General features: G+C 73.4%; 13 protein-coding genes. 11 read left to right on the top strand and 2 right to left on the bottom strand.

Going from position 1 to position 20,331, the window contains the following annotated elements; all coding sequences use genetic code 11:
* Positions 1-139 precede the first annotated feature (139 nt).
* Positions 140-1,717: a class I adenylate-forming enzyme family protein gene (locus ACQ9ZG_RS08330; RefSeq protein WP_028415449.1), complete on the top strand. Its 1,578-nt coding sequence runs from the start codon at positions 140-142 to the stop codon at positions 1,715-1,717.
* Between the two features lie 38 nt (positions 1,718-1,755).
* Positions 1,756-3,330: an FAD-dependent monooxygenase gene (locus ACQ9ZG_RS08325; RefSeq protein WP_499280202.1), complete on the top strand. Its 1,575-nt coding sequence runs from the start codon at positions 1,756-1,758 to the stop codon at positions 3,328-3,330.
* Between the two features lie 182 nt (positions 3,331-3,512).
* Here the strand turns inward: ACQ9ZG_RS08325 and pdxR are convergent, their stop codons facing one another.
* Positions 3,513-5,120: a MocR-like pyridoxine biosynthesis transcription factor PdxR gene (pdxR, locus tag ACQ9ZG_RS08320; protein WP_499280201.1), complete on the bottom strand. Its 1,608-nt coding sequence runs from the start codon at positions 5,118-5,120 to the stop codon at positions 3,513-3,515.
* Between the two features lie 46 nt (positions 5,121-5,166).
* Here pdxR and ACQ9ZG_RS08315 point away from each other — a divergent pair, with 46 nt between their 5' ends.
* The 6 genes from ACQ9ZG_RS08315 (at position 5,167) to ACQ9ZG_RS08290 (ending at position 14,437) form a co-directional block, all read left to right on the top strand.
* The gene (locus ACQ9ZG_RS08315) at positions 5,167-5,619 is read left to right on the top strand and encodes a carboxymuconolactone decarboxylase family protein (RefSeq protein ID WP_028415452.1); all 453 of its coding nucleotides are present in this window, start codon (positions 5,167-5,169) and stop codon (positions 5,617-5,619) included.
* Positions 5,620-5,714: 95 nt separating this feature from the next.
* Entirely contained in the window at positions 5,715-6,923 is a 1,209-nt protein-coding gene (locus tag ACQ9ZG_RS08310) for an MFS transporter (RefSeq protein ID WP_109916125.1), read from the top strand.
* A 165-nt stretch (positions 6,924-7,088) separates the two neighbouring features.
* Positions 7,089-8,618: an FAD-binding oxidoreductase gene (locus ACQ9ZG_RS08305; protein ID WP_109916124.1), complete on the top strand. Its 1,530-nt coding sequence runs from the start codon at positions 7,089-7,091 to the stop codon at positions 8,616-8,618.
* 378 nt (positions 8,619-8,996) lie between these two features.
* Positions 8,997-10,886, top strand: a complete 1,890-nt coding sequence (locus ACQ9ZG_RS08300; protein WP_499280199.1) for an AfsR/SARP family transcriptional regulator — start codon at positions 8,997-8,999, stop codon at positions 10,884-10,886.
* A 94-nt stretch (positions 10,887-10,980) separates the two neighbouring features.
* Entirely contained in the window at positions 10,981-13,215 is a 2,235-nt protein-coding gene (locus tag ACQ9ZG_RS08295; protein WP_499280198.1) for an acyl-CoA dehydrogenase family protein, read from the top strand.
* A gap of 28 nt (positions 13,216-13,243) precedes the next feature.
* Entirely contained in the window at positions 13,244-14,437 is a 1,194-nt protein-coding gene (locus ACQ9ZG_RS08290) for a lipid-transfer protein (protein ID WP_109914025.1), read from the top strand.
* 17 nt (positions 14,438-14,454) lie between these two features.
* On the opposite strand, the gene ACQ9ZG_RS08285 is transcribed toward ACQ9ZG_RS08290, so the two are convergent.
* Positions 14,455-16,191: a BCCT family transporter gene (locus ACQ9ZG_RS08285; protein ID WP_109915996.1), complete on the bottom strand. Its 1,737-nt coding sequence runs from the start codon at positions 16,189-16,191 to the stop codon at positions 14,455-14,457.
* A 443-nt stretch (positions 16,192-16,634) separates the two neighbouring features.
* Here ACQ9ZG_RS08285 and ACQ9ZG_RS08280 point away from each other — a divergent pair, with 443 nt between their 5' ends.
* The 3 genes from ACQ9ZG_RS08280 (at position 16,635) to ACQ9ZG_RS08270 (ending at position 20,329) form a co-directional block, all read left to right on the top strand.
* Positions 16,635-18,140 carry a DHA2 family efflux MFS transporter permease subunit gene (locus ACQ9ZG_RS08280; protein WP_181398274.1) on the top strand — a complete coding sequence of 502 codons (1,506 nt, stop codon included), beginning with the start codon at positions 16,635-16,637 and terminating at the stop codon, positions 18,138-18,140.
* A gap of 195 nt (positions 18,141-18,335) precedes the next feature.
* Positions 18,336-19,193: an enoyl-CoA hydratase ChsH3 gene (chsH3, locus tag ACQ9ZG_RS08275; protein WP_109915994.1), complete on the top strand. Its 858-nt coding sequence runs from the start codon at positions 18,336-18,338 to the stop codon at positions 19,191-19,193.
* 59 nt (positions 19,194-19,252) lie between these two features.
* Positions 19,253-20,329: a Zn-dependent alcohol dehydrogenase gene (locus tag ACQ9ZG_RS08270; RefSeq protein ID WP_109915992.1), complete on the top strand. Its 1,077-nt coding sequence runs from the start codon at positions 19,253-19,255 to the stop codon at positions 20,327-20,329.
* The last annotated feature ends 2 nt before the right edge of the window (positions 20,330-20,331 follow it).

Below are 20,331 nucleotides of genomic sequence, written 5' to 3'. Positions count from 1 at the left end.
TACCCCCCCCAGTGCACCACCCACCCCGTACACCACCCCCCCATGCATCACCGCCGTACGCCACCCCCCGCCGGCAGAGAACGCCGAACAGCCACCTGCGAACCGCGAACCGCGAACAACGATCTGAGGAGTTCCAGCGATGCTTCCCTCGCAGTCCAGCGACAAGGGTCTCTACATGGGCCTCGTGGCCGAACGGGCCGCGGCCCAGCACGGCGACCAGCTCATCATCCTCGACCACGACCTGGCCCTCTTCCCCGAGGCCGGGCGCGAGATCACCTACACCCAGCTCGCCGAGTACATCGACGACACGGCGGCCCGGCTGTACGCGGCGGGCGTCCGCCAGAGCCAGCACGTGGCCATCCACAAGTCCAACGGCTTCGACATCAACATCGTCTCCAGCGCCGTCGCCCGGCTCGGCGCCGTCCCGGTCCAGCTCTCGCCCGCGCTGAACGCCGAGAGCGTCCTCGAACTGCTCCGCCGCCTCGGCGCCCCGTTCCTGGTCACCGACACGGCGAAGCTGGAGGGTCCGTTCGCCGGGGCCCCGCTGGGCGAGATCACCAACGAGGTGATCGTCGTGGCCGGTTCGCACCCCGGCGCGATCTCGCTGGCGGACCTGGCCGGCTCGCCCCGCCAGGAGCCGGTCGTGCTCCACGCGGACCTGCCCGCGCTGATGACACACACCTCCGGCACCACCGGCCTGCCCAAGCTGGTGGTCCACTCCGCCCGCACCCTGCACGGCCGCTACCGCCCGCAGGCCAAGCTCTTCGACATGATCCGCGAGCACGAGACCGTGGCGCTCCACGTCTCCTACGTGCACTCGCGGATGCCGCTGGCGCTCGCCGTGCTGCTGCCCCGGGGCCACAAGATGGTCGTGATGAACGACGCGGACCCGCAGAAGGCCGCCGAGCTGTGGGCCGCGACGCGCCCCGGCTTCATCGAGTCCCACCCCAACTCCTTCATGGAGTGGGAGGAGCTGGCCGACCACCCGCTCAAGCCGCTGGCCTCGGTGAAGTACTTCTCCACCACCTTCGACGCGATCCACCCGAGCACCATGCACAAGCTGCTGCACGCCAGCGAGCGCAGCTCGCCGCTCTTCTACCAGATCTACGGGCAGAGCGAGACCGGCCCGCTGGTCGGCCGCGGCTTCACCCGCAAGACCGCGCTCGGCGCCGACGGCCGCTGCCAGGGCTACGCCTTCCCGGGCGACACCAAGTTCAAGCTGATCAGCCGGAACGGCAAGGAGGTCACCCGGGACAACCCCGGCTACATCGACGTCCAGGCCGCCGGCCGGGCCCTCGGCTACTTCGGTGAGCGCGAGCGGTACGACACCCAGGTGCACGGCGGCTGGTGGCGGGGCATGGACCTCGGCTACCGCACCGAGGAGGGCTGCCTCCACCTCCTGGACCGCGAGGTGGACTCCATCCCGGGCATCCACTCCACCCTGGAGATCGAGGACGTCGTGCTCGGCCGGCTCGACGAGCTGACCGAACTCGTCGTCGTGCCCGGCCCGTTGGGCGAGGCGGTCCCCGTCCTCTCCACCCGCGACGACCGGCCGCTGGACCGGGACCGCTGGAAGGACGCCACCACCCGGTGGCCGCAGCTGGCGGAGCCCGTACAGATGAAGATCACCGAGCTGCCCCGCACCGCCACGATGAAGGTCCAGCGCATCGAACTCGCGGCGCGCCTGCGCGCCCTCGCCATCGGGCAGTCGTCCTGACCGCGGACGGACCGGCGACAGAGGGAGGAGGGACCGAGATGGCTGTCGGTGACGCCGACGTCCTGGTCGTCGGGGGCGGCCCCACCGGACTGCTCACCGCGTGCGAGCTGCTGCGCCGCGGCGTACGGGTCCGGATCGTCGACCGGGCCCGGGAACCGACCGGAGTACCCAAGGCGCTCTCGCTCTGGCCGCGGGTGCGGGACATCCTGGCGGACCTCGGGGTGGGCGACGAGGTGCAGGACACCTCGGTGCCCGTCCGGGCCTTCCGCTACTTCTCCGACCGCCGTCCGGTCGCCTCCCTCACCTTCACCGAGGAACTGGCGGCCCGTCAGCTCCCGCAGTACGAGACCGAGCGCATCCTCACCGAGCGGCTGCACGCCCTGGGCGGCAAGATCGAGCGCGGGGTGCGGCTGCTCTGCCTGGACGACGTGGACTTCTCCGGGCGGATCGAGCCCGGCGGCACCGTGACCGCCGTCCTCGAACACGAGGACGGCGGCGGGGTGGAGCGGTTCACCGTGCCCTTCGTCGTCGGCGCGGACGGGGCGGGCAGCGCGGTGCGGGGACAGCTCGGGATCGGCTTCGAGGGCTCCACGTACGAGATGGCCTTCGCGCTCGTCGACACGTACATCGAGGGCCGTCTGCCCCCGGACGAGATCTCCTACTACCAGACCACCAACGGCACCCTGGTGGTCGTCCCCCAGCCGCGGGGGGTGTTCCGCTTCCTCTCGGTGATGCCCGACGGCGGCGAGATGTCCCGCGAGGCCATGCAGCAGATCATCGACACCCGGGGGCCGCACGGCGTACGGATCACCGAACCCGTCTGGGAGACCGTCTTCCGGGTCCACGCCCGGCGGGCCACGGACTTCCGGCGCGGCCGGGTCTTCCTGGCCGGTGACGCCGCACACGTGCACAGCCCGGCGGGCGGCCAGGGCATGAACAACGGCCTCCAGGACGCGCAGAACCTCTCCTGGAAGCTGGCGGCGGTGCTCCAGGGGCGCTCGCCGCTCCCGCTGCTGGACAGCTACGGCACCGAGCGCGCCGAGGCCACCCGCCGGATCGTCCGGGACACCGATCTGCACACCCGCGCCCTGACCGCCCGCACCGCCCGGCGGGCGGCCGTCCGCGACACCGCGTTCCGGCTGCTGGACCGCTCCGGGGCGGCCGCCGCGCTCTACGCCCCGGTCATGGCCGGGCGGCGGCTCGCCTACACCCCCGAGCGGGCCACCCAGCAGCCCTCCGACCGGCGTTGCCGGGCACGGAACCGGCGGCCGGGGGCCGTCGGACCGGGCTCGGTCTTCCCGCGCCCCCTCGCCCTAGCCCTCGGCACGGCGGGCCCGGACGCGGACCCGGCGGCCTGGACGCTGGTGCTGCGCCCGCCCGCCGGGGACGCCCTCTGGGCGCCGCGCGCGGAACGCGCCCTGACGGCGGGGCGGCCGGGGCTGCGGGTCCTCGCCCCGGCGCCGAAACCGCTCGCGGGCCACGGGCTCTGCACCGCCCCCGGCTACCACCTGATCCGCCCGGACGGCCACATCGCCGCCCACGGCCACCTGGCGGACCTGGACCGCCTGGAGGCCGAACTCGCCCTCGGGATCACGGGGGAGGGCGACGGCTGAGGCGCCCGTGGGGCGGACCGGGCCCGGGGCCCGGTCCGCCCGCCTCGGGGCCGGTCCGGGGGGCCTGGTGTCCGTTTCCGGCCTGCCCCGCCCCACGGGACCGCTCACAGACCCGCCACACGGACCACCGCCCCCGGGCCCTCGGGGGCCGGTCCGGGTGGCTGCCGGGCCGGCCCGCACCCTCACTCCGGAGGCCGGCCCCCGCGGCGGCCCCGGACGCGGCGTGGCACCGGTTCGTCCTGCGGCGGATCGGGCAGAGCCAGGCACAGCGCGTCCAGGGCCGCCGCGAAGGCGTGGTCGGGCGGGGTTCCGTAACCGATGACCAGGCCGTCGCGCTGCGGCACCGTGCTGTCGGGGTGGCGGTAGGCGTGCAGGCCGTCCAGGGCCAGCCCCTGCCGCCGTGCCGCGTGCAGAGCCAACTCCTCGGTGTTGTCCGGGAGTTCGAGCACCGCGTGCAGCCCGGCCGCGACCCCGCTGACCTTGATGTGCGGGGCCCGCTCGGCGATCATGCGGGCCAGCTGGTCGCGGCGGCGCCGGTAGTGCAGCCGCATCTGGCGCAGGTGCCGGTCGTAGGCGCCGCGTGCGATGAAGTCGGCCAGGGTGAGCTGGTCGAGGACGCCGGACCACATCTCCCGGGGGCCCTTGACCGCGAGCACGTCGTCGACGAGCCACCCCGGCAGCACCATCCACCCCAGCCGCAGCGCGGGGGAGAGGCTCTTGCTGGTCGAGCCGATGTAGACGACCCGGTCGGGGTCCAGCCCCTGCACGGCACCGACCGGCTGCCGGTCGTAGCGGAACTCCCCGTCGTAGTCGTCCTCCACCAGCACCCCGCCGTGCGACCGGGCCCAGTCGACGACCGCCGTCCGCCGGTCCGGGTGCAGGGGCCCGCCGGTGGGGAACTGGTGGGCCGGGGTGAGCAGCACCGTTCCGGCGCCGGTGCCCGGGAGTTCGTCGATCCGGGCCCCGGACGAGTCGACCGTCAGGGGCGCGGTGCGCAGCCCCGCCTCGTGGAGGATGCCCCGGTGGAAGTCGAGTCCGTACGACTCCACCGCGACGGTGCCCTTCAGCACCCCGCCCAGCAGTTCCAGGGCGTGCGCGAAGCCGGAGCAGACGACGATCCGGTCGGGTTCGGTCCGCACGCCCCGGGCCCGTGCCAGATACTCCGCCAGCGTCTCGCGCAGCTCCACCCGGCCGCGCGGATCGCCCACCCCGAAGGCGTCGTTGGGCGCGGCGGCGACGGCCGAGCGCACCGAGGTGACCCAGGCGGCGCGCGGGAAGGCGGCCGCGTCGGGGGAGCTGGGCATCAGGTCGTGCACCAGCCGCCGGCGCATCCGCCGCTGCGGCCGGCGCTCCAGGTCCGGGTGGAGCGGGGTGGTGCGCCGGGCGACCCGGGTGCCCGAGCCCTGCCGGGCGGTGAGCCACCCCTCCTCGACCAGCTCGGCGTAGGCGGCGGCGACGGTGTTGCGGGCGATGCCCAGGTCGCCGGCGAGGCTGCGGTAGGGCGGCAGCCGGGTGCCGGGCGCCAGCCGGCCGGAGCGGATGGCCTCCTGTAACGCGTGCATGAGCTGGGCCCGCAGGCTTCCCTCACCGGAGAGTTCGAGGTGGAAGTCGGTGCCGGGCGAGGTGCCGGGCGGAGTGCCGGGAGCGGTGCCGGTCGGGGTATCGCCCGGGGTGTCCGGAGCGGTGCCGGTCGGGGTATCGCCCGGAGTGTCGCGAGGGGTATCGGCCGGGGTGTCGGGAGGGGCATCGGTCGGGGTGTCGCCGGGAGTATTGACCCACGTTTCTGCCATGAGAATGCACCATACCTGGGGTCGTTTCCGCGCTTACGGTCAATGCATGACCACTTACCAGGTGCCTCAGCGCATGAACTTCACCACCGTCGCCCCCAAGGTCTTCAAGGCCGTTCTCGCCCTCGACGCCGCCGCCCGCGAAGGCATCGACCCCGTTCTGCTGGAGCTGGTGCAGATCCGCGCCTCGCAGATCAACCGCTGTGCGTACTGCATCGACTACCACACGTCCGACGCCCGCAAGGCCGGTGAGTCGGAGGAGCGCATCTACCAGCTCTCCGCCTGGGAGGAGTCCAGCCTCTACACCGAGGCCGAGCGCGCCGCCCTGGCCCTGACCGAGGCCATCACCGTCCTGCCCGAGGGCGTTTCGGACGACGTCTACGCGGAGGCCGCCAAGCACTTCGAGGAGAAGGAGCTGGCCCAGCTGATCGCGCTCATCTTCACGGTCAACACCTGGAACCGGATGAACGTCGCCACCCGCAAGACGCCCGGTACCGAGTAACCGACAGAGTCCCGCGGGCGGTGGCCGCCTCCCTGTCCGTCGGCCACCGCCCGCGCCATGCCGTCCACCATTCACCGACGAAGGGCTGACCAGCCATGACCACCGTCGAGTCCGGGGTCCCAGCCGACACCGGGCGTTCCTCCGTCAAGGGTTGGCTCGCCGTACTGGCGGTCACCCTCGGCATCTTCTCCCTGATGACCTCCGAGCTGCTCCCCGTGGGGCTGCTCACCCCCGTGGGTACCGCCCTGGACGTCTCCGAGGGCACCGCGGGCCTGATGGTGACCGTGCCCGGCCTGGTCGCCGCCGTCTCCGCGCCCCTGGTCACCGTGGCCACCGGGCGCATCGACCGCCGGATCGTCCTGGTGGTCCTGATCGGCCTGATGGGCGCCGCCAACCTGGCCTCCGCCTTCGCCACCAGCTTCACCGTGGTCCTGATCGCCCGGTTCCTGATCGGCATCAGCGTCGGTGGCTTCTGGTCCATCGCGGGCGGTATCGCCCTGCGCCTGGTGCCCGCCAAGCATGTCGCCCGCGCCACCGCCGTCATCTTCGGCGGGGTGGAGACCGCGTCCGTGCTCGGCGTGCCGCTGGGTACGTTCATCGGTGACATGAGCAGCTGGCGTACGGCCTTCGGCGCCGTGGGCGTCCTCGGCCTGGTCTCGCTGGCCTGCATGCTCTTCCTGATGCCGAAGATCCCGGCCGAGCAGAGCATCTCCTTCTCCGCCCTGCCGAAGGTCTTCAAGACCAACGCCGGGGTCCGGATCGGCATCGCCCTGACCTTCCTGGTCATCACCGGCCACTTCCTGGCCTACACCTTCGTCCGGCCGATCCTCCAGGAGGACGGGATCCGGGCCGGTTCGATCGGCGCGCTGCTGCTGACCTTCGGCGTCGCCGGGATCTGCGGCAACTTCATCGCCGGGGCCCTCATCACCAAGAGCCTCCGGAAGACCGTCATGGGCATCTCGGTGGTCCTCACCGCCGGCATGGTGATCCTCGCGGTCGTCGACACCAACATCTTCACCGCCGGAGCCATCCTGGTCCTGTGGGGCCTGGGCTACGGCGCGGTGCCGGTCACCTTCCAGAGCTGGATCATGGACGCGGCGCCGGAGGCCACCGAGGCGGCGACCTCCCTGTACGTCTCCGCGTTCAACCTCTCCATCGCGCTCGGCGCGCTCTTCGGCGGCTTCGCCGTCGACGGCATCGGCGCCACGAGCGTCCTGTGGATCGGTGCCGCACTGGCCTTCGCCGCCCTGTTCGTGGTCGGCGGCTCCCGCCGCGCCACCACGGCCGAGCCCGCCGCCCCGTAGCGGCGGCCGCTCCCCGAAACCGCCCGTCCCCCGTGGACGTCCCCCGCGCACGGGGGACGGGCTTCCCCACCCTGCCCCCTTCACCCCAGGGCCCCTCCGTGCGCCCGCGGACGCCGCCACCCGGCCGGTCCGGCGGCGCCCCCAACCATCGAACCGAGGAACGGCATGACCGAGAACACCGTCCCTGTCGCAGGCGTGGTCCGCCCCGGAGACGAGGCCTACGAGGCACTGTCCGTACGGGGCCTGAACAAGCGCTTCACCGCCGAGCCGGAGAAGTTCCAGGTCGTCACCACCACCGAGCAGGTCGTGGACGCGGTGCGCGAGGCGGTCTGGGAGGGCAAGCGCATAGCCGTCCGCAGCGGCGGCCACGGCTACGAGAACGTGGTGGGCGACCCCTCCGTCCAGGTCGTCATCGACCTGGGCGAGATGCGCGAGGTCTCCTTCGACCCCGAGCGCGGGGCCTTCGCCGTCGGACCCGGTGTCCGTACGGCCGAGCTGTACCGGGCGCTGTACGAGGGATGGGGCGTCGCCCTCCCCGCCGGTGACAGCGCCACCGTCGGACTGGGCGGTCACGCGGCGGGCGGCGGCTTCGGCTCCCTCAGCCGCCGCGAGGGCCTGGCCGTGGACCACCTGCTGGCCGTGGAGGTCGTCGTGGCCGACCCCTCCGGCGAGGTCCGCGCGGTGGTGGCCACCCGCGACCCGGAGGACCCGCACCACGACCTGTGGTGGGCCCACACGGGCGGTGGCGGCGGCAACTTCGGCATCGTCACCCGCTACTGGTTCCGTTCCCCCGACGCCACGGGCGACGACCCCCGCGAGGCGCTGCCCCGGCCCCCCGCCTCCGTACTGACGGGCACCGTCCTGTTCGACCGGGAGTCCCTGGACCGGACGGCCCTGCGCACCCTGACGGGCAACTTCGCCCGCTGGCACGAGGCCAACGGCGCGCCCGGCTCCCCGTACGACTCCCTCTTCGCCGGTCTCGTCATGTTCGGCCGCCCGCGCACGGGCGACGCCGGCATGGGGGCGGTGGGCTTCGTCCACCTGGACGCCGCCGTGCCCGACGCCGAGCGGCTGCTGGGCGACTACGTCGCGGCGCTCACCGAGGGGCTCGGCGACTTCCCGGTCGTGCTGCCCACCGAGACCCTGCCCTGGCTGGAGGCGAAGAAGGCCCTCGCCGCGGCCCAGGACGCGGAGATCGGCCGGCAGAAGATCAAGTGGGCGTTCCTGCGCACCGGTTACGCCGACGACCAGATCGACACCCTCCACGACTACCTGGACAGCGAGGACCACCGCAACGACAGCAGCCTGGTGGCGCTCCAGTCCCACGGCGGCCGGATCAACGCGGTGGCGCCCGACGCCACCGCCTCCGCCCAGCGCGGTGCGGTCATGGGGGCCTTCTTCATGAACACCTGGCAGAACCCGGAGCTGGACGACGCCAACGTCGACTGGATGCGCCGGCTCTTCCGGGACCTGCACGCCAAGACCGGCGGGGTCCCGGTGCCGGGGGAGAGGTACGACGGCTGCTACATCAACTTCCCGGACGTGGACGCGGCCGATCCCCGGTGGAACACCTCGGAGGTTCCCTGGCAGCAGCTCTACTACCAGGGCAACGCCGACCGGCTGCGCGCGGTCAAGGCCCGGTGGGACGCGCTCGGCGTCTTCCGCCACACCCTGGCGATCGGTGACGAGGACTGACCCCTCCCCGGTGTACGGCCGGCCGGTCAGGGGACCGGCCGGCCCGCCGAAAGGTCCGTACTTGGCGTGACCACAACGAGTGAAAACGTCGCTTCCAGCCACTCAACATTCCATTTCGGACTCTCTGCGGTCTCATGATCGGGAAGTGGCCCCTGTGCACGAGAATTCTGTCCGTCCATAGCCGAGGGGTGATCCCCCATTCCGGGGACAGGGACGGCCTGGGGCGGGCCACCCGCGGGACAGAACCACCTGAGGACAGAACAACCGGCGCGGACACGGGTCCGTGGCGGACTGCTCGTCGTGCGCGACCGGAGCCAAACCACAGGTAAGGACGTCGTAATGCCGCACTTTGCCCTGCTCGGACCGATGGAAATACGCGTGAACGGTGAGCTGCGGACACCCAGCGCGCCCATGGCCCGCCGGGTTCTGGCCCTGCTGCTCGCCCATGCGGACCGTGTCGTCCCCATGGAGCTGCTGATCGACGAGCTGTGGGGCGAGGAGCCGCCCAAGAAGGCGCGCAAGACCGTGCAGACCTACATCTACCAGCTCCGCAAGACCCTCTGCGACGAAGAGTCCGGCCAGAGCCAGGAGCTGGTGGAGACCCACCCGCACGGCTACCGGCTCCCGCTCCAGGACTGCCGGCTGGACGTACGGGAGTTCCAGAACCTGCTGCGCGAGGGGCGCGAGGCGCTCGCCCGGGGCCGGGCGAGCGAGGGTGCCGCACTCCTGCGCCGCGGCCTGGAGCTGTGGCGCGGCGCGCCGATGGAGGACGTCGAGGCCGGGCCCCTGCTGGCCGCCCAGACCGCCCGGCTGGAACGGCTCAAGATCCAGGCGCTGGAGCAGCGCATCGCGGCGGACCTGGCCCTCGGCGGCAACCAGTCCCTGCTGGAGGAGATCCGGGACCTGACCCACCAGTACCCCCTGCACGAGGAGTTCTGCGCCCAGCTCATGACGGCCGCCAAGCGCTGCGGCCAGCGGGGCGAGGCCCTCTCCGCCTACGCCAGGCTGCGCCGGGCCATGGCCGAGCAGCTGGGCCTGGAGCCCTCCACCCGGCTGCGGGAACTCCAGGAGCGGGTGCTCGCCGGACACGACGAGCAGACCCACGCCCCCGCCCGCACCGGAGCCGCCGGGGCCCCCTTCCAGCTGCCCCCGGCCATCGGCGACTTCGTCGGCCGCCGGGACGAGCTGGAGCGCATCGAGCGCGCCGTGCGCGAGACCGGACCCGTCCCGGGGGTCCGGATCGTGACGGTGACCGGGGCGCCCGGCATGGGCAAGACCCAGATCGCGCTCCAGGTGGCCCACCGGCTGCGCAAGGACTTCCCCGACGGGCAGCTCAAGGCCAGCCTGCACATGGAGGACGGCACGGCCCAGCCCCCGGCCGAGACGCTCAAGGAGCTGCTGGCCGCCGTCGGCCACGACCGGCGCTCCCTGCCGGAGCGGACCGACGACCTGGCCCGGATGTTCCGCAGCTGGGCGGCCGGCCGCCGCTTCCTCCTGCTGCTGGACGACGCGGCGGGCCGTGACGAGGTGCTGCCCCTGCTGCCCGCGGGCGTGGACAACGCGGTCATCGTCACCTCCCGCTGGCGGATGATCGGCCTGCCCGGCGCGGTGACCTCCGTGGAGGTGGGGCTGCTGCCCGAGGCCGACGGGCGGCGGCTGCTGGCCCGGGTGGCCGGCGCCGACCGGACGGCCCGGGAACCCGAGGCCGCGGCCGCGATCGTGGCCGGGTGCGAGGGGATGCCCACCGCCATCCGCGCCATCGGCAGCCGGATCACCGCCTGGCCCGGCCGCAGCCTCGCGGACTTCGCCGCCCGGCTGAAGGACGAGGGCGGCCGCCTGGAGGAGCTGAGCAGCCCGCACCTGGACGTCCGCGGCTATCTGGTCGGGGCCGCCGACCGGCTGCCGTACGCCGCCCGGGAGGTGCTGGCGGAGATCAGCAGCGCGGGCGACGCCGACGTCACCGTCACCGACCTCGCCCATGTCCTGCACCGGTCGGTGCCCTCGATCGAGCACTCGGTGGAGCTGCTGACGGCCCACCGCGTGCTCACCCCCGTGGTGCAGAACGGCAGCCACGTCCTCCGTATCCCGCCCCTGATGCGCCTCGCCTTCGCCCGCGACGGCCACCCACGCGGCGGGAACTCCTTAGCCGGGGAGATGACCATCCACGACAACCGGTGCCCGTACGCCGCGCAGGTCTGCTCCTGCCCGCTCGCGCGCGGCACGCACCGCGTGGAGAACCTGCGCCTGAGCGCCGCGCCCGCCTGCTGAAGCACACCGGTCCCGCACCGGCCCGTGGGTTCCGTCTCAGTGAAACGTGTTCTACTCTTGCGCCGTTCCAGTGGCTGCGACCGGCGGGGAACCCATGGGCATCGGCACGGACAGCGGTACGGCGACCGGTACGGGAACCGGCGTCGGCATCACCGAGGAGCACCGCGCACTCGCCCGCTCCGTACGCGGGTGGCTCGCCCGGACCGTCCCGCCCGGCGAGGCCCGCGCGCTCCTCGACACACCGGCCCCGGCCGCACCCGGCGCGCGCCCCGCATACTGGACGGCCCTCGCCGCACAGGGGCTGACCGGCATCCAGCTGCCCGAGGAGTACGGGGGCGGGGGCGGCGGGATCCTGGACCTCGCGGTGGTCCTGGAGGAGGGGGCCCACGGCGCGCTGCCCGGCCCGTACCTCGCGACCGTCCTGGTGGGCGCGGTGCTGGCCCGCACCCCCGGCCCCGCGGCCGGCGACCCGCTCCGGGCCATCGCCGCCGGAGAACGCACCGCCGCCCTCGCCCTCACCCCCGGCACCCTCACCGCCACCCCCACCGCGACCGGCCACCGCCTCGACGGCACCGCCCCGCCCGTCCTCTCCGCCGACGCCGCCGACCTGCTGCTCCTCCCCGCCGCCACCCCCACCGGCGAGCGCTGGTTCCTGGTGGACGCGGGGTCGGCAGGGCTCACCGTGCGCCCGCACCGCAGCGTCGACCCGACCCGGCCCACGGCACAGGTGCGGGCCGACGCCGTGCCCGTACCGGCCCACCGGACCCTGCCCCTCGCCTCCGCCCTCGTCCGCGACCTGGCCGCCGTCCTCCTCTCCGCCGACGCCTGCGGCACCGCCGCCCGCTGTCTGCGCACGGCCGTCCAGCACGCCCGCGTACGCGAGCAGTTCGGGCGGCCCATCGGCGCGTTCCAGGCGGTCAAGCACCTCTGCGCCGACATGCTCGTCCGCCTCGAACAGGCCCGCGCCCTCACCTGGGACGCCGCCCGCGCCGCCGACGAGGAGACCGGGGACCGGGCGCGTGCGCTCACCGCGGCCCTCGCCGCCGCCACCGCGCCGGAGGCCGCCTACACCTGCGCCAAGGACACCATCCAGATCCTCGGCGGCACCGGCTTCACCTGGGAGCACGACGCCCACCTCTGGCTGCGCCGGGCCGTCCTCGCCCGCCAGCTCCTCGGGACCGCCGACGCCCACCGGCTGCGCGCCGTCCGCCTCGCCGCTGCCGGTGCCCGCCGCGAACTCGCCCTGGAACTCCCGCCCGAGGCCGCCCGCCACCGTGCCGAGGCCCGCCCCCACCTCGCCGCCGCCCGCGGCCTGCCGCCCCGCGAGGCCCGCCGCGCCCTCGCCCCCACCGGCTACGCGGCCCCGCACCTCCCGCCCCCGTACGGACTGGGCGCGGGCCCCGTACAGCAACTGGCGATCCAGCAGGAGCTGGCCGAGCAGTCCATCCGGCTGAGCGACCTCTCCGTCGCCACCTGGGTGGTGCCGTCCCTGATCGCGTACGGCACCGAGGCGCAGCGCGAGCGCTATCTCCCCGCCACCCTGCGCGGCGACCTCCAGTGGTGCCAGCTCTTCTCCGAACCCGACGCCGGCTCCGACCTGGCCGCGCTGCGCACCCGTGCCGTACGGACCGGGGAGGGCTGGCGGATCACCGGGCAGAAGGTCTGGACGAGCGCCGCCCGCACCGCCGACCACGGCATCCTGCTGGCCCGCACCGACCCCGACGCGCCCAAGCACCGGGGGCTCACCTACTTCCTGGTCGACATGGAACGGGCCCGGGGCATCGGCATCCGCCCGCTGCGGGAGATCACCGGCGAATCCCTCTTCAACGAGGTCCACTTCGACGACGTGCTCCTCCCGCCCGACGCCGTCGTGGGCGAGGTCGGCGGCGGCTGGCGCGTCGCCCGCAACACGCTCGGCAACGAACGCGTCCACATGGCCGACCAGTTGACCTTCGACACCGGCCTCGAAGCGCTGATCGCCCGCTCGGCGGAGACCGACGACGCGACCCGCGCCCGGATCGGCGCCCTCGCCGCCGAGGCCCACGCCCTCGCCTGCATCGGCCTGCGCACCACGCTCCGGCAGGTCTCCGGCCTCGAACCGGGCGCCGGGGCCTCGGTACGCAAGCTCGTCCAGACCGCCCACCAGCAGAAGGTCGCCGAACTCACCCTCGAACTCCTCGGCCCGGACGGGGCGGTGGCCGAACCGGAGGCGGGGGAACGGGCGCTGCACGGCTTCCTGATGTCCCGCTGCCTGACCATCGCGGGCGGCACCACCCAGATCCAGCTGAACGTCGTGGCCGAGCGCATCCTCGGCCTGCCCCGGGACTGACCACAGCAACGCAGAGAGGCTCGGAATGATGAAGGCCTACATCGCCGGCGTCGGCATGACCAGGTTCGAGAAGCCCGAGACCCGCGACTGGGGTTACGGGGACATGGTCCGCGAGGCGGGCACCGCGGCGCTGGAGGACGCGGGGGTCCGCTACGACCAGGTCGAACAGGTACCCGTCGGCTACTGCTTCCAGCCCTCCACCGCCGGACAGCGGGCCGTCTACGGACTGGGGCTCACCGGCGTCCCCGTCTACAACGTCAACAACAACTGCGCCACCGGCTCCACCGCCCTGATGCTGGCCCGCCAGTTCGTGGCGGGCGGCGGGAGCGACTGCGTCCTGGCCGTCGGCTTCGAGAAGATGGCCCGCGGCCCGCTGGGCCGCTCCGGGGGCTCCGGGAGAGACTTCGCGGCCTCGCCCGTCGCCCGCCACTACGGGATCATGGCCGCCGCCCACGGCTTCACCGACGCCCCGCCCACCGCCCAGATCTTCGGCAACGCGGCCCGCGAGCACATGGAGCGGTACGGGACCACGCCCGCGCAGCTCGCGGCCGTCGGCGCCAAGAACCACCGGCACTCGGTGAACAACCCCTACGCCCAGTTCCAGGACCCGTACACGGTGGAGGAGGTCCTCGCCGCCCGCACCGTCCACGACCCCCTGACCAAGCTCCAGTGCTCACCCACCTCCGACGGCGCGGCGGCGGCCGTGGTCGTCTCCGAGCGGTTCGTGGAGCGGCACGGGCTGGGGGAGCGGGCGGTGGAGATCGCGGCCCAGGCGATGACCACCGACACCGAGGCCTCCTTCGCCTCCGGCACCTGCCTCGACGCGGTCGGCACCCCGATGTCGAGGGCGGCGGCCCGGCAGGTCTACGCGGCCTCCGGCCTGGGCCCCGGCGATCTCGACGTGATCGAGCTGCACGACTGCTTCTCCGTCAACGAACTGCTCACCTACGAGGCGCTCGGCCTCTGCGGCGAGGGGGAGTCCGGCAAGCTCGTGGAGTCCGGGGCGACGACGTACGGCGGGCGGTGGGTGGTGAACCCGTCGGGCGGGCTGATCTCCAAGGGGCACCCGCTGGGCGCCACCGGCATCGCCCAGGTCGCCGAGCTGACCTGGCAGTTGCGCGGCGAGGCGGGCCCGCGCCAGGTCCCGGGCGCCCGCACGGGGCTCGCCCACAACATCGGGCTGGGCGGGGCGGCGGTGGTGACGCTGCTGCGGCGCGGCTGAACCGCGCCGCGCCGGCGTCAGCTCCGGGTGTCCCGGTCCTCCTCGCCGTCGTTCGCACGGGCCGCGGCGGCGCGGCGCAGCCGGTGGTGGCGGGAGGTCGGGGGGTTGCCCATCTCCTCGCCGACCATGACGCGTACGGCGTCGCGCATGCCGTGCAGCCCCTCGCTCCGCTTGGGTCCGCCGCCGGGGTCGACGCGCAGCTCCCGCAGCAGGGACCAGCACAGGAAGAGCATCACCACGACGAAGGGCAGCGCCACCAGGATCGTCGCGCTCTGGAGCGACTCCAGTCCGCCGGCCACCAGCAGGGCCGCCGCGACCGCCGCCATGAGCAGCCCCCAGGTGACGACGAGCCAGCGCCTGGGGTGCAGGGCGCCCCGGCTGGTCAGCGACCCCATGACCAGGGACGCGGAGTCCGCGCTCGTGACGAAGTACATCATGATCAGGATCATCGCGACCCAGGCCGTCACCGTGCTGAGCGGCAGGGCGTCGAGCATCGCGAACAGGGTCGCCTCCGTCCCTTCCTCCGCCTTCTCGGCCATGTCGACCACCCCGGTCTCGGCGAGGCGGATACCGGTGCCGCCGAGCACCACGAACCACAGGGCGGTCGCACCGCTCGGCACCAGCAGGACGGCGAGGAGGAACTCGCGGATCGTGCGGCCCTTGGAGATACGGGCGATGAAGGTGCCGACGAAGGGGGCCCAGGACAGCCACCAGGCCCAGTAGAAGATCGTCCACATCCCCAGCCAGCTCTCGCCGCCGAAGGCGCCGGTGCGCGAGGCCATGGGGAGGAGCTGGTCCAGGTAGCCGCCGACCGACGACGGCAGCACATCCATGAGGTAGACGGTCGGACCCGCGACGAAGACGAAGACCATGAGGGCCGCGGCGATGACGAGGTTGATCGAGCTGAGCCATTTCACGCCACCGTGCAGGCCGGTGAAGGCGGAGATCACGAAGGCCGCGCTGAGCACGCCGATGATCACCAGCTGGACGCCGGTGCTCTGGTCGAGACCGGCCGTCAGATCGAGCCCGATGGCGATCTGCAGAGCGCCGAGCCCCAGGCTCGTCGCGGTGCCGAAGACGGTGGCGAAGACGGCGAGCAGGTCCAGGACCTTGCCGAAGACGCCGTTGGCCCGGCGCGCGCCGATGAGGGGGACGAACACGGCGCTCAACCGGTTGCCCCGGCCCTGGCGGAAGCTCGCGTACCCCAGCGCCAGGCCCACGATCCCGTAGATCGCCCAGGGGGTGAGGGTCCAGTGGAAGAAGGAGTACTCCATGGCGGCGCTGGCCGCCCCGGCCGTCTGCGGTTCCGCACCGCTGGAGGGCGGCGGGCTCAAGTAGTGCGCCACCGGCTCCCCGACGCCGTAGAAGATCAGCCCGATCCCCATGCCGGCGCTGAACATCATCGCGATCCAGGAGAAGTTCGAGAACTCCGGAGGGGAGTCGTCCCTGCTCAGCCGGATGGTGCCGAAGCGGCTGAAAGCGATCATGAGGCACAGCACCAGGAAGACGTCGGCCGCGATGACGAAGAGCCAGGCGAAGTTGGAGAGCACCCAGGGCAGGGCCGCGTCCGACGCGCTCTCGAAGGAGTGCTTCCCGAAGGCCGCCCAGAGCACGATCCCGATGATGCCCAACGCCCCGATCGCCACCACCACGCGGTCCGGTGAGGAGTCCGTCCCCGGGGCGGGGGCGGCGTCGGATTCCGCCGGGTCGTGGGGGGAGTGGCCGGGGGGAGGTGGGGCGTTCTCCGTACTCATAGCGCACCACTATGGTGCTTATGTGGCGATATGGGGGATGTGCCGCGCCGCCGCCCGGGATCGACGTCCGAGGTTCCGGGTTCCCGGGCCGGTGTCCGTGGTCCGGGGCCCGGCGCTGACGTCCGTGGTCCGGGCCCCGGGATGGACGTCCGTGGTCCGAGGCCCAGGGGCCACGGCTGTGGTCCGGGGCCGACGGCTGTGGTCCGGGCCCCGGGATGGACGTCCGTGGTCCGAGGCCCAGGGGCCACGGCTGTGGTCCGGGGCCGACGGCTGTGGTCCGGGCCCCGGGGTGGAGGTCCGTGGTCCGGGCCCCAGGATCGACAGCTGTGGCCCGGGATCCACGGCTGTGGCCCGGACCCCGGGACCGACGTCCATGGTCGGGGGCTCCGGGCCCGAGACCTGGGTCTCCTGCCCGATGTACGGACCGCCCGCCACCTGCGACCATGACCCTCATGTCCGACGCCACCGCCCCCGCCCCCGTCCCGCCGCGCGCCTCCCGGATACCCACCGGCGCCTGGGCCGTCGTCCTCGCCGCCTGCACGGGCCAGTTCCTCGTCGTCCTCGACGTCTCCGTGGTCAACGTGGCCCTGCCCTCCATGCGGGCCGACCTGGGGCTCAGCCACAGTGCGCTCCAGTGGGTCGTCAACGCCTACTCGATCGCGTTCGCCGGGTTCATGCTGCTGGGCGGGCGCGCCGCCGACATCTACGGCCGGAAGCGGATGTTCCTCGTCGGACTCGGGGTCTTCACCGCCGCCTCCCTCGCGGGCGGCCTCGCCCAGGAGGGGTGGCAGCTCCTCGCCGCCCGGGCCGCGCAGGGCCTCGGGGCCGCCGTCCTGGCCCCCGCCACCCTCACCATCCTGACCGCAGCCGTCCCCGAGGGGCCCGCCCGGACCAAGGCGATAGCGACCTGGATGGCGGTCGGCGCGGGCGGCGGCGCGGCCGGCGGGCTCATCGGCGGGGTCCTCACCGACGCCCTCTCCTGGCGCTGGGTCCTCCTCATCAACGTCCCCGTCGGGGCGCTCGTCCTGGTCGCCGCCGCCCTCTGGATCACCGAGGGCCGGGCGGGCGACCGCCGCCGCATCGACCTGCTGGGGGCCGTCCTGGTCACCGCGGGCCTCGCCACCGTCGCGTACGGGATCGTCCAGACCGAGGCCGTGGGCTGGACGGCCGCCGCCACCCTGGTCCCGCTGGTGGCCGGAGCGGTGCTGCTGGGCGCGTTCGTCCTGGTCGAGGCGCGGACGGCGGTGCCGCTGGTCCCGCTGCGGGTCTTCGGCGTACGGGCCGTATCCTCGGCCAACACGGCGATGTTCCTCATGGGGTCCGCGACCTTCGCCATGTGGTACTTCATGACCGTCTACGCCCAGAACGTGCTGGGCTACACGCCGTTGCAGGCCGGTCTCGCCCTGATGCCGACCTCCGCCGCCGTGATCATCGGCTCCAAGGTCGCGCCCCGGATCATGGTGCGCACGGGCCCCAAGGCCCTCGCCGTCGCCGGGGTGCTGATCACCGCCGCCGGGTTCGGCTGGCAGTCCGCCATGGGCGTCCACGGCTCCTACCTCACCGCGATCATGTTCCCCGGCATCCTGATGATGGCCGGGGCGGGCCTCGCCTCCACCCCGCTGGCCACCCTCGCCACCTCCGGCGCGGCCCCCGGGGACGCCGGGCTCGTCTCCGGTCTGGTCAACACCTCCCGCACCATGGGCGGCGCGCTCGGCCTCGCGGTGCTCTCCACGGTCGCCGCCGCCCGCACGGCGGGTTCGGCGGACCCGGCGGAGGTCACCGCCGGATACGCCTCGGCGTTCCGCACCGCGTGCGGGGTGCTGCTGGTGGGCGTAGTGGTGATGCTGGCCTGGCTGCCGAACCACCGCACGTCCCGCGTACGGGAGGAAGCGGCGGCGGAGCCGGCCACGGCGGCACAGGCGCGGGCGCAGACGCAGGAGCGGGTGTGAACCGCCGAATCTGACATGGCGTCAGCGCTCTTCCCAACTCCCGGGGGCTGCGTTATACATGGGCCATCGGCTAGAACGCGTTCTAGAAGGGCGCGCCCTGCCGGTCCCCGCGCGGCCTCGGTGCGGTCGGCGGTGCGGACAGGCCGCACCGAGGTCTTCCACCGTCGGTCTCCCCCGTCAAGGAGCGGCTTCGCCATGCCCATCGATGTCCGAGCGGCCCTCGCCGCAGCCCCCCGCCGAGCCGAGATCGCCTGGAACCACAAGGACGTCCAGCTCTACCACCTGGGCCTCGGCGCGGGGATCCCCGCCACCGACCCGGACGAGCTGCGCTACACCCTGGAGTCCCGGCTCCAGGTGCTGCCGAGCTTCGCCACCGTCGCGGGCGCCGGGACGGCCGCCTTCGGGGGGATGGGCGCCGACGGGATCGGCGTGGACCTCGCCGCCGTCCTGCACGGCGGCCAGTCCGTCCGCGTCCACCGCCCGATCCCCGTCACCGGCCGGGCCGTGCAGACCTCGAAGGTCGTGGCGGTCCACGACAAGGGCAAGGCCGCCGTCATCGTGCTGCGCACCGAGGCGCACGGCGACGAGGGACCGCTCTGGACCAACGACGCGCAGATCTTCGTACGGGGAGAGGGCGGGTTCGGCGGCGAGCGCGGGCCCTCCGACCGCCTCGCCCCGCCCGACCGGGCCCCCGACCGCACCGTCGAACGCCCGATCCGCGAGGACCAGGCGCTGCTCTACCGCCTCTCCGGGGACTGGAACCCGCTCCACGCCGACCCGGCCTTCGCCAAGCTCGCCGGCTTCGACCGGCCGATCCTGCACGGGCTGTGCACGTACGGCATGGTCCTCAAGGCCGTCACCGACACCCTGCTGGACGGCGACGTCTCCCGGATCGCCGCCTACCGCACCCGCTTCGCCGGAGTGGTCCTCCCCGGCGAGACCCTCCGCATCCGGATGTGGCGGGTCGCGGACGGGCGCGTCCAGGTGGCGGTGACCGCCGCCGGACGGGACGACGCCCCGGTCCTCGCGGACACGCTCGTCGAACACTCCTGAACCGCACCCCGACCCCAGCAGCACCCGTTCCGGCAGCCGATTCGAGGGGAGCCGTACCCATGCGCGCAGCCGTACTGCACGAGACAGGCCAGGAGAAGCTGGAAGTCCTCGACGACGTCGAGGCGGTGGGGTTCGGCCCCGGAAAGGTCAGGCTCCGCATCCGCGCCACCGGGCTCTGCCACTCCGACGTCTCCGCGATGAACGGTGTCCTCCCGCAGCCCGCCCCCTTCATCCCCGGCCACGAGGGCGCGGGCGAGGTCCTCGACGTCGGCGACGGGGTGACCGGCCTGAACGCGGGCGACCGGGTCCTCGTCTGCTGGCTGCCCGCCTGCGGGGCCTGCCCCTCCTGCAGGCGCGGCCAGACCCAGCTCTGCCTGGCGGGCTTCCTGAACGCGGGCACCCCCAACTTCAAGCGCCCCGGCGGCGACGTCTTCGGCTTCGCGGGCACCGGCACCTTCACCGAGGAGGTCGTCGTCGGCGCGAGCTGCGCGGTGCCGATCCCCGACGACGTACCGTTCGAGATCGCCGCCCTGATCGGCTGCGGGGTCACCACCGGCCTCGGCGCGGCCATCAACACGGCCCAGGTGGAGGCCGGTTCGTCCGTCGCCGTGATCGGCTGCGGGGGCGTCGGCATCTCCACGATCCAGGGCGCCCGGGTCCAGGGAGCCGCCCGGATCGTCGCCGTCGACCCGGTCGCCTCCCGCCGCGAGGCCGCCCTCCGCTTCGGCGCCACCGAGGCCGTCGCCCCGGACGGACTGGCCGACGCCAAGCAGCGCATCACCGGCGGCGAGGGCTTCGACTACGTCTTCGAGGTCGTCGGCAAGTCCGCCACCGCCCGCACCGCCTACGAGCACACCCGCCGCGGCGGCACCCTCTGCGTCGTCGGCGCCGGGGCCATGGACGACCACTTCCAGGTCAACATGTTCGAGCTGTTCTTCGACGAGAAGCGCATCCTCCCCTCGATGTACGGCGGCGGGGACGTGCTGCGCTCCTACGAACGGGCCATCGCGCTCTGGCGGGCGGGCCGGATCGACCTGGAGTCGATGATCACCCACCGGGTCCGGCTGGAGGAGGTCAACGACGCCCTGGACCAGATGAGGACCGGCGAGGCGCTGCGTACCTGCATCCAGCTCTGAAC

This window comes from Streptomyces araujoniae (genome assembly GCF_050871195.1).
Lineage (GTDB): Bacteria > Actinomycetota > Actinomycetes > Streptomycetales > Streptomycetaceae > Streptomyces > Streptomyces bacillaris.
This window is presented reverse-complemented; position numbering and strand designations above follow the sequence as displayed.